This window comes from Streptomyces sp. BBFR102 (assembly GCF_051397025.1).
In the GTDB taxonomy this organism is placed as follows: Bacteria; Actinomycetota; Actinomycetes; order Streptomycetales; family Streptomycetaceae; genus Streptomyces.
Genome location: NZ_CP195757.1, coordinates 2,857,864 through 2,870,791 on the forward strand (window position 1 = coordinate 2,857,864; position 12,928 = coordinate 2,870,791).

Annotated in this window: 9 protein-coding genes; 8 read left to right on the top strand and 1 reads right to left on the bottom strand. The window is 70.8% G+C overall.

What is annotated here, in order from left to right; translation table 11 throughout:
- Positions 1-140 precede the first annotated feature (140 nt).
- From ACSLIC_RS12675 to ACSLIC_RS12690, 4 genes are all read left to right on the top strand, one after another.
- Positions 141-818: a PadR family transcriptional regulator gene (locus ACSLIC_RS12675; RefSeq protein WP_436737762.1), complete on the top strand. Its 678-nt coding sequence runs from the start codon at positions 141-143 to the stop codon at positions 816-818.
- Positions 819-877: 59 nt separating this feature from the next.
- Positions 878-1,960: an inositol-3-phosphate synthase gene (locus ACSLIC_RS12680; RefSeq protein ID WP_436737763.1), complete on the top strand. Its 1,083-nt coding sequence runs from the start codon at positions 878-880 to the stop codon at positions 1,958-1,960.
- A gap of 104 nt (positions 1,961-2,064) precedes the next feature.
- On the top strand, positions 2,065-3,324 hold the full coding sequence (locus tag ACSLIC_RS12685; RefSeq protein ID WP_436737764.1) for an MFS transporter: 1,260 nt from the start codon (positions 2,065-2,067) through the stop codon (positions 3,322-3,324).
- A 117-nt stretch (positions 3,325-3,441) separates the two neighbouring features.
- The gene (locus tag ACSLIC_RS12690) at positions 3,442-3,969 is read left to right on the top strand and encodes an LppU/SCO3897 family protein (RefSeq protein ID WP_436737765.1); all 528 of its coding nucleotides are present in this window, start codon (positions 3,442-3,444) and stop codon (positions 3,967-3,969) included.
- Positions 3,970-4,129: 160 nt separating this feature from the next.
- Here ACSLIC_RS12690 and ACSLIC_RS12695 read toward each other — a convergent pair whose 3' ends face one another.
- Positions 4,130-5,596, bottom strand: coding sequence for a CCA tRNA nucleotidyltransferase (locus tag ACSLIC_RS12695; RefSeq protein ID WP_436737766.1), 1,467 nt, complete (start codon positions 5,594-5,596; stop codon positions 4,130-4,132).
- A 177-nt stretch (positions 5,597-5,773) separates the two neighbouring features.
- Here ACSLIC_RS12695 and ACSLIC_RS12700 point away from each other — a divergent pair, with 177 nt between their 5' ends.
- The 4 genes from ACSLIC_RS12700 (at position 5,774) to sigM (ending at position 12,926) form a co-directional block, all read left to right on the top strand.
- Entirely contained in the window at positions 5,774-8,137 is a 2,364-nt protein-coding gene (locus ACSLIC_RS12700; RefSeq protein ID WP_436737767.1) for a DUF6049 family protein, read from the top strand.
- 48 nt (positions 8,138-8,185) lie between these two features.
- Positions 8,186-10,375: a murein biosynthesis integral membrane protein MurJ gene (gene murJ / locus ACSLIC_RS12705; protein WP_436737768.1), complete on the top strand. Its 2,190-nt coding sequence runs from the start codon at positions 8,186-8,188 to the stop codon at positions 10,373-10,375.
- Between the two features lie 109 nt (positions 10,376-10,484).
- Positions 10,485-12,182 carry a protein kinase family protein gene (locus ACSLIC_RS12710; RefSeq protein ID WP_436737769.1) on the top strand — a complete coding sequence of 566 codons (1,698 nt, stop codon included), beginning with the start codon at positions 10,485-10,487 and terminating at the stop codon, positions 12,180-12,182.
- Between the two features lie 27 nt (positions 12,183-12,209).
- Complete coding sequence (gene sigM, locus ACSLIC_RS12715) at positions 12,210-12,926, top strand: RNA polymerase sigma factor SigM (RefSeq protein WP_436737770.1); 717 nt, start codon at positions 12,210-12,212, stop codon at positions 12,924-12,926.
- Positions 12,927-12,928: the final 2 nt, after the last annotated feature.

Sequence of the window (12,928 nt, forward strand, 5' to 3'; positions counted from 1 at the left end):
GTTTCAGTGATGTGATGCCGTTCACCGTGGCCCCTCTTGTCCATCCCGTGACCTGGACCTATCGTCGGGATGTATCGAGTCGATACATCAGCTCGGCATAAAGACCGGTCCAGGGCACCACACGTCGGCGGGAGGCGGACTTGAGCAGACGCTCCGGCATCCTTGAGTTCGCCGTCCTAGGGCTGCTGCGTGAGTCCCCGATGCACGGCTACGAGCTGCGGAAACGACTCAATACCTCGCTCGGGATCTTCCGTGCCTTCAGCTACGGCACGCTCTATCCGTGCCTCAAGACGCTGGTGGTCAACGGCTGGTTGGTCGAGGAATCCAGCGGTCCGCCCGAGGACACCCCCTCGGCGCCCCTCACCGGCCGCCGGGCCAAGATCGTCTACCGGCTCACCGCGGGAGGTAGGGAGCGGTTCGAGGATCTGCTCTCGCAGACCGGTCCCGACGCCTATGAGGACGAGCACTTCGCCGCCCGCTTCGCCTTCTTCGGCCAGACGTCGCGCGAGGTCCGCATGCGCGTGCTCGAAGGCCGGCGCAGCCGGCTGGAGGAGCGGCTGGAGAAGATGCGCGCCTCACTGGCCCGCACCAGGGAGCGCCTCGACAGCTACACCCTCGAACTCCAGCGGCACGGTATGGAGTCCGTGGAGCGCGAGGTGCGCTGGCTGAACGAGCTGATCGAGAGCGAACGGTCGGGCCGCCACCGGCGGAACGGCCAGGACGGCTCACCTCAGCCGGGCACGTCCGGAGAGAAGGACGATCTGCCCCGGTCGCGGGAGGACTCCCGCCCGGATTCGTCCGACGACACCGCCACATGAGACCCGGCACTCCGCGGGGCCTCATCGGGAACACCGAGAAGACACAGGGAGCAACCGGAATGGGTTCGGTTCGCGTAGCCATCGTCGGCGTGGGCAACTGCGCCGCCTCGCTGGTGCAGGGCGTCGAGTACTACAAGGACGCAGACCCGGACAGCAAGGTCCCGGGCCTCATGCATGTCCAGTTCGGCGACTACCACGTCAGCGACGTCGAGTTCGTCGCCGCCTTCGACGTGGATGCCAAGAAGGTCGGCCTGGACCTCGCCGATGCCATCGGCGCCAGCGAGAACAACACGATCAAGATCTGCGACGTGCCGAACTCCGGCGTGACCGTCCAGCGCGGTCACACCCTGGACGGCCTCGGCCGGTACTACCGCGAGACGATCGAGGAGTCCGCCGAGGAGCCGGCCGACATCGTCCAGACCCTCAAGGAACGCCAGGTCGACGTCCTCGTCTGCTACCTGCCGGTGGGCTCCGAGGACGCTGCGAAGTACTACGCGCAGTGCGCCATCGACGCCAAGGTCGCCTTCGTCAACGCCCTTCCGGTCTTCATCGCCGGGACCAAGGAGTGGGCGGACAAGTTCACCGAGGCCGGGGTCCCGATCGTCGGCGACGACATCAAGTCCCAGGTCGGCGCCACGATCACGCACCGCGTGATGGCGAAGCTCTTCGAGGACCGGGGCGTCGTCCTGGACCGCACGATGCAGCTGAACGTCGGCGGCAACATGGACTTCAAGAACATGCTGGAGCGCGACCGCCTGGAGTCGAAGAAGATCTCCAAGACCCAGGCCGTCACCTCGCAGATCCGCGACCGCGAACTGGGCGCCGACAACGTCCACATCGGCCCGTCGGACTACGTGGCCTGGCTGGACGACCGCAAGTGGGCGTACGTGCGCCTGGAGGGCCGCGCCTTCGGCGACGTCCCGCTGAACCTGGAGTACAAGCTGGAGGTCTGGGACTCCCCGAACTCCGCCGGCGTCATCATCGACGCCGTCCGCGCCGCGAAGATCGCCAAGGACCGGGGCATCGGCGGCCCCATCCTCTCCGCGAGCAGCTACTTCATGAAGTCGCCGCCCGTCCAGTACTTCGACGACGAGGCCCACGCCAACGTCGAGAAGTTCATCAAGGGCGAGGTCGAGCGCTGAACCGCCGACCGTACTGAGCCGCGCCGCTCGGTGCCGCTCGCCGAGGGGCGGTCCTTCCTCCGGGGAGGCCGCCCCTTCGCAGGTCCGCGTGCGACTCTGGCTCCATGGCTGTCGTCGGTGACCTGCGAGTACTCCTGCGTGTGCGGGACTTCCGGCGGCTGCTCACCGTCCGTCTCCTCTCCCAGGGAGCCGACGGCGTCTTCCAGGTCGCCCTGGCGACCTACGTCGTCTTCTCGCCCGAAAAGCAGACCTCCGCCGCCGCCATCGCCTCCGCCATGGCGGTTCTCCTCCTCCCGTACTCCCTGATCGGCCCCTTCGCCGGAGTCCTCCTCGACCGGTGGCGGCGCCGCCAGGTCTTCCTCTACGGCAACCTGCTGCGCGCCGTCCTCGCCGCGCTGACCGCCACCCTGATGGTCGCCGGGGTGCCCGACTGGCTCTTCTACGTGGCCGCCCTCTGCGTGACCGCGGTCAACCGGTTCGTACTCGCCGGACTCTCCGCCGCGCTGCCCCGGGTGGTCGCACGCGACGAACTGGTCATCGCCAACGCGCTCTCGCCGACCGCCGGCACCCTCGCCGCCACCGCAGGCGGGGGGCTCGCCTTCCTCGTCAGGCTGCTGGTCGCGGACTCCGACGCGGTGGTACTGCTGCTCGGCGGACTCCTCTACCTCGCCGCGGCCGCCGCCTCCCTCACCCTGGCCGTCCCCCTCCTCGGGCCCGCCCCCGGCCAGCTCCAGCATCTGCGCACCGCGGTCGGGGGATCGGCCCGCGGACTCGTCGACGGGGTACGCCACCTGCGCGAGCCCGGTAGGCGCGGGGCCGCGCGGGCGCTGGCGGCCATGGCCGCCCTGCGCTTCTGCTACGGAGCGCTCACCGTCATGCTCCTCATGCTCTGCCGGTACGCCTGGTCCGACGACGAGGCCGAGGGACTCGCGCTCCTCGGGGTCGCGGTCGCCGTCTCCGGCGCCGGGTTCCTCGTCGCCGCGCTCGTCACCCCCTCGGCCGCCCGCCGGCTGGGCGCCGCCGGCTGGATCGTCGCCTGCGCCGCCGGGGCGGGGGTACTGGAACTGGCCCTGGGGCTCACCTTCGCACCCGTACCGCTGCTGGCCGGGGCCTTCGTACTCGGAGTGGCCACCCAGGGGGCGAAGATCGCGACCGACACCATCGTCCAGGCATCGGTCGCGGACGACTTCCGGGGCCGCATCTTCTCGGTCTACGACGTGCTCTTCAACGTCGCCTTCGTGGCGGCCGCCGGAGTCTCCGCACTCCTGCTCCCCGCTGACGGCAGGTCGGCCGCCCTGGTGGGCCTGGTGGCCCTGGCCTATGGGGCGGTTGCGTTGCTCATGACCCGTTTTGACCGCCAGTAAGTGTCACATCAGTGCCACAGACCCCTCGTTCACTCTTCGACCGTCAGCGCGGCCGGTTAGCTTACGGGCGTCTTGTCGCACGAGGCCATGCCTCGCTTTCCCCAGGGGGACCCCCAAGTGACCACTCCGCCGCCCCAGGACCAGAACCCGTACGGGCAGCAGCCTCCGCAGGGCCAGAACCCGTACAGCCAGCCGCAGTCCCCGAACCAGCCGCAGCCTGGGGTTCCCCCGCAGGGCCAGCCCCAGCCGGGCTTCCCACAGCAGGGCCCCTACGCGGCCCCCGGCATGCCCGGCGCCGCCCCGGAGCCGCCGGCCAAGAACAAGAAGAACATCCTGCGGATCGTCGGCGCCGTCATCGCCCTCGCCGTCATCGGCGGCGGCTGGTGGGCCAGCCAGGACGACGCCAAGACCGCTGCCGTGGGCGACTGCATGCACCGGGGCAGCGACGACGACAGCAACCCGGACCTCGAAGTCGTGGAGTGCGGCTCCGACAAGGCGGAGTACAAGGTGCTCGCCAAGGTCGAGGGCAAGTTCACCGGCATGATCGCCCAGTCCAAGTGCGAGGCCGAGGCGGACGGCTTCAAGTACGCCTACACCCAGACCAACGGCAGCGACAGCTTCGTGCTCTGCCTGGACGACGCCTGATCCCCGACCGGGCACCCGCGCCGACCGCGGATGTTTCACGTGAAACATCACATACGGAAGGCAAGGGGTAACGCCGCCCTACCCCGGCATGAACGGAGGGTCGGGATGTTTCACGTGAAACATCCCGACCCTCCGCGCTGTCCGTCCCCGAACGGGGCGGTCAGCTCTGCTCGGCCCACCACTCCTTGAGAGCGGCCCCAGCCGCCTCCTCGCCCATGGGGCCGTTCTCCAGCCGCTGGTCGAGCAGGAAGGCGTACGCCTTGCCGATCACGGGCCCGGGGCCCACCCCGAGGATCTCCATGATCCGGTTCCCGTCCAGGTCGGGCCGGATGGCGTCCAGCTCCTCCTGCTCCTGGAGCTGGGCGATGCGCTCCTCCAGGCCGTCGTAGGCCCGGGAGAGCGCCGCCGCCTTGCGCTTGTTCCGGGTGGTGCAGTCGGAACGGGTCAGCTTGTGCAGGCGGGTCAGCTGGGGGCCCGCGTCGCGGACGTACCGGCGGACCGCGGAGTCCGTCCATTCGCCGGTGCCGTAGCCGTGGAAGCGCAGGTGGAGCTCGACCAGCCGGGAGACGTCCTTGACGAGCTCGTTCGCGTACTTGAGCGCCGTCATGCGCTTCTTCACCAGCTTGGCGCCGACCACCTCGTGGTGGTGGAAGGAGACCCGGCCGTCCTTCTCGAAGCGGCGGGTGCGCGGCTTGCCGATGTCGTGGAGGAGCGCGGCGAGCCGGAGGGTCAGGTCGGGGCCGTCCTCCTCCAGGTCGATGGCCTGCTCCAGGACGGTCAGGCTGTGCTCGTAGACGTCCTTGTGCCGGTGATGCTCGTCACTCTCCAGTCGCAGCTCCGGCAGCTCCGGCAGCACGTGCGCGGCCAGACCGGTCTCGACGAGCAGGGTGAGGCCCTTGCGGGGGTGGGCGGCGAGCAGGAGCTTGTTGAGCTCGTCGCGGACCCGCTCCGCGGAGACGATGGTGATCCGCTCGGCCATCTCCGTCATGGCGGCGACCACCTCCGGCGCCACGTCGAAGTCGAGCTGTGCGGCGAACCGCGCGGCGCGCATCATCCGCAGCGGGTCGTCGGAGAAGGACGCCTCGGGCGTCCCGGGCGTCCGCAGCACCTGCGCCGCCAGATCCTCCAGGCCGCCGTACGGGTCGACGAAGGTCTTCTGCGGCAGGGCCACCGCCATGGCGTTGACCGTGAAGTCGCGGCGGACCAGGTCATCCTCGATCGAGTCGCCGTAGGAGACCTCCGGCTTGCGGGAGGTGCGGTCGTACGCCTCCGAGCGGTACGTGGTGATCTCGATCTCGAAGGCGACTTCCTCACCCTCGACCAGGGCCCGCTTCTGGCAGCCGACGGTCCCGAAGGCGATGCCGACCTCCCACACCGCGTCCGCCCACGGGCGGACGAGCTTCAGAACCTGCTCGGGCCGTGCGTCGGTGGTGAAGTCCAGGTCATTCCCCAGCCGCCCGAGCAACGCGTCGCGGACCGAGCCACCCACCAGGGCGAGGGAGTGTCCGGCCTCCTCGAAGCGGCGGGCTAGGTCGTCCGCGGCAGGGGAGACGCGCAGCAGTTCGCTCACAGCGCGGCGCTGCGCCTGGCTCAGTTCACGGGGCTTGTCTTCGTTGGCGTTCGGCACAACAGAAAAGGGTACGTGCCCGAGTCGGCGTGGGCCGCCCCGCTTCCGGGCAGACGGGCTCGCGAAGATCCTCTGGAGCACTCCCCGGCACTTCGGCTCAGTTCCCCTCGTTACGATGCCTGGACGCATCACCCGACAACCACCGACCGAGCTGACGAACGAGGGACGGACGAGCGCGTGGCCGAGGCGGCAGACATCCCGAGGACCGGCCCGTCAGCTGCCCGCAGGTGGCTCGGCCGGGGCGCGGCCCTCCTCGCCGGTACGGCCCTCCTCGGCGGGCTGCTGCACCTTCCCGCCGCGCAGGCCGCCCCGGCCCCCCAGACGCCCGCAGCCGGGACCCGAGCGCGCACCGGTCAGCCCGTCTCCGTCTCCCTGGACTCGTTCAGCCCGGCGGCGCCGGTCAAGGGCGACCGCCTGACGATCACCGGCACGGTCACCAACCAGAGCAAGCGCACGATCACCGATGCCCACGTCGGCCTCCGGGTCGGCCCGGTCCTCAACGGACGCAGTGCCATCGATCACGCCGCCCGCCGCGACGGCTTCTCCCCGGGCGCCGACGGCCTGGAGATCGACGACGAGTACGCCCAGGAGATCGACTCGCTGGCTGCGGGCCGGTCGCTGCCGTTCCGCCTCTCGGTGCCGGTCGACGACCTCGACCTCGACGGCAACGGCATCTACCAGCTCGGCGTCTCGCTGAGCGGGCAGACGGCCGCCCAGCCCTACCAGCAGGTGCAGGGCATCGAGCGGACCTTCCTGCCGTGGCAGCCGAAGGCGGCCGACGGCCAGACCTCGCTCACAGTGCTGTGGCCGCTCGTCTCCACCCCGCACCTCACCGCGGAGACCGACTCCGACGAGGAGCAGACGCCGGTCTTCGAGGACGACAGCCTCGCCGGGGAGATCGCCCCGGGCGGTCGGCTGGAGCGCATGGTCGCCCTCGGCCGGGAGCTCGACATCACCTGGGTCGTCGACCCCGACCTGCTGGCCTCGGTCGACGCGATGCGCGGCGGCTACCGGGTGCGCGACGCGGACGGCACCACCCGCCCCGGCACCCAGCAGAGCAAGAAGCTCGCCACCGACTGGCTGGCCTCCGTGGAGAGCGCGGTGGCGGGTAAGAAGATCGTCGCCCTCCCCTACGGCGATCCCGACATCGCCTCGATCGCCCACCGGGGAAAGAACGTCTCCGGTTCGCTCGGCCGGCTGAAGGACGCCACCGACGTGGCCGCCAGCACGGTGGAGACGATCCTCCACGTCAAGCCCAGTACGGATTTCGCCTGGCCAGTGGAGGGCGCGGTCTCCCCTTCCATCATCGACGTGGCTACCTCGGCGGGCGCCCGGAACGTCATCGCCCGCAGCGGCGGCATGCGGGAGGCCGGAAGCCTCACCTACACCCCGTCGGCCGCCCGTCCCATCGGCGGCGGGATCACGGCCGTGGTCTCCGACGACCGGCTCTCCACCCTCTTCCAGGGCGATATGACCAAGGCCGGCAACGCGACCCTCGCCGTGCAGCGGTTCGTGGCCCAGACGCTGATGACCACGCTCCAGGACGAGGGGAACGAGCGCAGCCTCGTCGTCGCCCCGCAGCGGATGCCCACCGCCAGCCAGGCACGGACGATGGCGGAGGCGTTGCGGGCCCTGGACGACGAGCGGTGGTCCACCTCGCAGAACCTGACGGCTGCGGCGAAGACCGAGCCCGACCCGCGCGCCACGACCCGGGTGCCGGGTAACGCCTCGTACCCCTCGGCGCTGCGGAAGCAGGAGCTGCCGAAGGCCGCGTTCGAGGAGATCAAGGAAACCCAGGACAAGCTGGACCGCTTCAAGGTCATCCTCACCAACCAGGATCGCGTGGTGCCGCCCTTCGGCCGCGCCATAGACCGGGAGATGTCCACCTCGTGGCGCGGCCGGGCCGAAGAGGCGCAGCAGTTCCGCTCCGCGGTCTCGACGTACCTGAACCAGCTGATCGGGAGCGTGCAGCTGATCGAGAAGAGCGAGGCGAAGCTCTCCGGTCACAGCGCCACCATCCCGGTGACCGTGCAGAACAACCTGCTCCAGGGCGTCGACAACCTGGTGCTGCGGCTGGAGTCCTCCAAGCCGACCCGCCTCAAGATCGGCGAGGGGCGCTATGAGGACCAGCCGGTCAAGGTCTCCGGGGGGCACAGCCAGTCGGTGAAGTTCACCACCACCGCCAACGCCAACGGCCCCGTCCCGGTCACGGCCCAGCTGTACACGGAGGACGGCCGGGCCTACGGCGCCCCGATCCGCTTCGACGTGAACGTCACGGAGTTCACCCCGACGGTGATGCTGGTCCTCGCGGGCGGCGTACTCTTGCTCGTCCTCGCCGGTTTCCGCATGTACACGCAACGCAAGCGGCAGGCGCGGGAGCTGGAGGCGGAGCAGGGCGGCACACCGGGCGACCCCGGCGCCGGCCCGGCGGACGAGGGACAGGGCGGGGACGGCGGCCCCGGGCAGCCGGGTGACCACGGCCCGGACACCGCTCCCGAAAACCCGGCCCCGTCCGGCCCGGGTGAGACAGTGGACCGCTGAGCAATGTCGTGGCCCGTGGGCCCGGGGACGATGAGGTGGGGTTAGACCATGAACGCGCCGTACAACGGTGACCGTGGCCAGCGCGCGGACGGCTCGGTACCTCAGGGGAACCGCGCGGACCAGCCCGGCCCGCCGGAACCCGGTGGGCCCGCTGGTGAGGGATTCCCCCAACAGCCCGGGCCCGACCCCTACCTCCAGCACGCCTACGAGCAGGACCCGTACCGCGCGCACGACCTGAGCGCCCAGGACCCGGTCGGCGAGGCCCTGTACGACCGCGCCTCCCACCCCCCGCCGCCCAGCGCGCCCCAGGCCCCGATGTACGGCCCGCCCCAGCCCGAGCAGCCGGCGCCCGATCCCCGACTCTGGGCCCAGGCCCCCGCGCCGGAGCCGGCAGGCCCGGGCAAGCACCTGCCGTACGGCGACGCCACCGGAACGACGCAGTTCGTGGGAGTGGACGACCTCGTGTCCCAGGCCGGTCAGGAGCGCCACGAGCCCGACGCCTTCGCCCACCTCTACAAGGACCAGCAGCAGAGCGGCGGGGGACGCCCGCCCGTCGGCCCGCCCGCCCCGCAGGCCGCTCCCGAGCCCGCGCCGGCTCCGAAGAAGCAGGGCAAGGCGGCCTCGCTGCTGAAGTCCAGCGCCATAATGGCCGCCGGCACCATGGTTTCCCGGCTGACCGGCTTCGTCCGCTCGCTGGTCATCACCGCGGCGCTCGGCGCGGCCCTCCTCGGTGACACCTTCACCGTGGCCTACACCCTGCCGACGATGATCTACATCCTCACCGTCGGCGGCGGCCTCAACTCCGTCTTCGTCCCCCAGCTCGTACGGGCGATGAAGAACGACGAGGACGGCGGCGAGGCTTTCGCCAACCGCCTGCTCACGCTGGTGATGGTGGCGCTCGGCGCCATCGTGCTCCTCGCGGTCCTGGCGGCTCCGCTGCTGATCAACCTGATGTCGGACCCCGTGGCCAGCGACCCCGACGCCAACCGCGTCGGCATCACCTTCGCCCGCTACTGCCTGCCCACGATCTTCTTCATGGGTGTCCACGTGGTGATGGGCCAGATCCTCAACGCCCGCGGCAAGTTCGGCGCGATGATGTGGACCCCGGTCCTCAACAACATCGTGATGATCACCACCTTCGGGCTCTTCATCTGGGTCTACGGCTCCTCCGCCACCTCCGGCATGACGGTGGCGACCATTCCGGACGAGGGCGTCCGCCTGCTCGGCATCGGCACCCTGCTCGGCCTGGTCGTCCAGGCGCTGGCGATGATCCCGTACCTCCGCGAGGCCGGTTTCCGCTTCCGGCCGCGGTTCGACTGGAAGGGCCACGGGCTCGGCAAGACCGTCCGCCTCGCCAAGTGGACCGTCCTCTTCGTCCTCGCCAACCAGGCCGGCGTCATCGTCGTCACCCAGCTCGCCACCCTCGCGGGCACCGAGACGAACGTCGAGGGCGCCGGCATCCTGGCCTACTCCAACGCCCAGCTCATCTGGGGCATGCCCCAGGCGATCATCACGGTCTCCGTCATGGCCGCCCTGCTGCCCCGCCTCTCCCGCGCCGCGAGCGACAACGACGTCGGCGCCGTCCGCGACGACATCTCGCAGGGCCTGCGCAACTCGGCCGTCGCCATCGTCCCGATCGCCTTCGGCTTCCTCGCCCTCGGCCTGCCGACCGCCACCCTGCTCTTCTCCTCCGCCGGGCTCGAGGCGGCCCACTCGATGGGCTACATCCTCATGGCCTTCGCCCTCGGTCTCATCCCGTACTCCGTGCAGTACGTGGTGCTCCGCGGCTTCTACGCCTACGAGGACACCCGCACCCCCTTCTACAACACGGTGATCGTCGCCGCCGTCAACGCCGCCGCCTCCGGGGTCTGCTACCTCGTACTGCCGGCCCGCTGGGCCGTGGTCGGCATGGCCGCCTCCTACGGCCTGGCCTACGCGGTCGGCGTCGGCGTGGCGTGGAAGCGCCTGGCCAAGCGGCTGGGCGGCGACCTGGACGGCCCGCACGTGCTGCGGACCTACGCGCGGCTGATCGGCGCGGCGATCCCCGCGGCCCTGCTCGGTGGCGGCCTCTCCTTCTTCCTGATGCGCCTGCTCGGCAGCGGCGCCCTGGGGTCCCTGGTGGCGCTGGTCGGCGGTGGCGTGGTGCTGCTGGCAGTCTTCTTCCTCGTCGGCCGGAAGATGCGGATCAACGAGATCAACTCTCTGGTGGGAATGGTCCGCGGGCGTCTGGGACGCTGAGAGCGCACAACCATCAGCAGTGCCTGCGTGTCGTGCATAGCGACCGACTGTGGGCACAATTGGGTTTGGCGTCGTACGGAGTGCAACGGATGGGGAGGCAGGAACGACGGTGGCGGATCGGAGCACGGCTGCCGTCGACGTGGCCGACACCAGTGGTGAGGAACCACTGACCGCCAAGGCGGGCGCGTCCACGGGCGACGGGAAGTCCCGGGAGCGGGATACGGCACCCCAGAGCACAGAGGAGACCGATCGGGCGGGCAGCTCCGCCACGGTCTCGGCCCCCGAGCTGCACAGCGGGCACAAACTCGCCCGGCGCTACCGGCTGGAGGAGTGCCTCACCCGTCTGGACGGTTTCAGCAGCTGGCGGGCGGTGGACGAAAAGCTCCGCCGCGCCGTGGGGGTGCACCTGCTGCCGGCCGAGCACCCGCGCGCCCGCTCCGTGCTGGCCGCCGCCCGCTCGGCGGCGCTCCTCGGCGACCCCCGGTTCGTCCAGGTCCTCGACGCCGTCGAGGAGGACGAGATCGTCTACGTGGTCCACGAGTGGCTGCCGGACGCCACCGAGCTGACCGCACTCCTCGCCGCCGGACCGCTGGAGGCGCACGACGTCTACCAGCTGGCTCAGCAGATCTCCCAGGCCATGGCCGCCGCCCACCGCGAGGGCCTCTCCCACCTCCGACTCAACCCCGGCTCCGTCCTGCGCACCTCCACCGGCCAGTGGCGCGTCCGCGGCCTCGCGGTGAACGCCGCGCTCCGCGGCATCGACGTCGACAGCCCCCAGCGCACGGACACCGAGGCCATCGGCGCTCTCCTCTACGCCTCGCTCACCCAGCGCTGGCCGTACGAGGACGACGCGTACGGCCTCTCCGGGCTACCCAAGGGCATGGGGCTCATCGCCCCTGACCAGGTGCGGGCGGGTGTCCACCGGGGCCTCTCCGAACTCGCCATGCGCGCCCTGGCCAACGACGGGTCGACCGCCTCCCGCCAGGAGAGCCCCTGCACCACCCCGGACGAGCTGGTGCGGGCCATCGCCGAGATGCCCCGCATCCGCCCGCCGGAGCCCGTCTTCACCGCACCGCCCGAGTACCAGCGGACCAGCTACCAGCAGGGCTCCTACGGTCGGCCGACGCCGCACGCCGCGCAGACCGCCCCGGTGGTCGTCCCGCCGCCCCCGTTGCAGACCCGGACCGGCAAGGTCCTCAAGTGGGGGGTGGCCGCCCTGCTCATCGCCGCTCTCGGGCTCGGGAGCTGGCAGCTCGCGGACGCCCTGATGGACCGCGACGCCCCTGAGCAGCCCGAGACCAGCCAGCCGGTGGACACCACGGACGAGAAGCCGAAGATCTCCACCCACAAGATCACCAACGCCGCCGAGTACGCCCCGGACGGTTCCCCGCAGAACGCCGACTCCGTCGGCAACACCTACGACGGCGACAGCTCCACGTACTGGCGCTCCCGCAGCTTCGTGGACGGACCGCGGCTCGCTCCCTACAAGCAGGGCGTCGGCATCGTCTACGACCTCGGTGCGGAGAAGGACCTCTCCACGATGTCGATAGGGCTCCGCTACGGCGGGGACCGCACCACGGTCGAGTTCTACGCGGCCGACTCCATGAGCTCCGGCACCCCCGTCAGCTCCATGAAGAAGATCGGCAGCGCCACCACCCAGTCCACCGCGGCGAAGGTCGAGGCCAAGCAAGCGGTGAAGACACGGTACGTCGTGGTCTGGCTCACCCACGTCCCGCAGGCGCCGGGGGATCAGTACAGCGGCTCCGGGTACAAGCAGGCGATCACGGATGTGAAACTCAGGGGCTGAGCGGAGCTCCGGGGGGAGGGTTCCACGGTGGACGAGGCCATATCCGGGGCGCCGGGCGACGCCGAGCTGCTCGCCGCGCACGTCAGCGGCGACCCGGACGCCTTCGGCGAACTGGTCAGACGCCATCGCGACCGCCTCTGGGCAGTCGCGATCCGGACACTCGGCGACCGCGAGGAGGCGGCGGACGCCGTCCAGGACGCCCTGGTCTCCGCCTACCGGCGTGCCCACACTTTCCAGGGCCGCTCGGCGGTGACCACCTGGCTCCACCGGATCACCGTCAACGCCTGCCTCGACCGGGCTCGCAAGGCGGCCTCCCGCCGCACCTCTCCCATGGACGACCCGCAACGGCTGGAGCAGGTGCTCGAACCGCACGAGGCGGCCTCCGCCCCTGCCGAGCGCGGCGACGTACGGCGCCAGCTCGCCGAGGCCCTGGCCACCCTCGCCCCCGACCAGCGCGCCGCCCTCGTCCTCGTCGACATGCAGGGCTACCCGGTGGCGGAGGCGGCCCGCATCCTCGGAGTGCCCACCGGCACCGTGAAGAGCCGGTGTGCCCGGGGCCGGGCGCGACTCCTGCCACTCGTCACCCATCTGCGTACGGACTCCGCCCCACCCGACAGGGATAACGTCGCTGCTGGTGGGGGAAGGAACCGGACGCAGGGGGCATCCGTCCCACCAGCGGCAGGCCCGAGAGACTCCGGGTCCGCGAATTCGGCTGCCATGAAGGGCGGAGGTGGGCGAGCGTGACA

Coding starts and splice junctions, on each gene's coding strand:
- ACSLIC_RS12680 (WP_436737763.1), top strand. CDS start 878: ATGGGTTCGGTTCGCGTAGCCATCGTCGGCGTGGGCAACTGCGCCGCC.
- ACSLIC_RS12685 (WP_436737764.1), top strand. CDS start 2,065: ATGGCTGTCGTCGGTGACCTGCGAGTACTCCTGCGTGTGCGGGACTTC.
- murJ (WP_436737768.1), top strand. CDS start 8,186: ATGAACGCGCCGTACAACGGTGACCGTGGCCAGCGCGCGGACGGCTCG.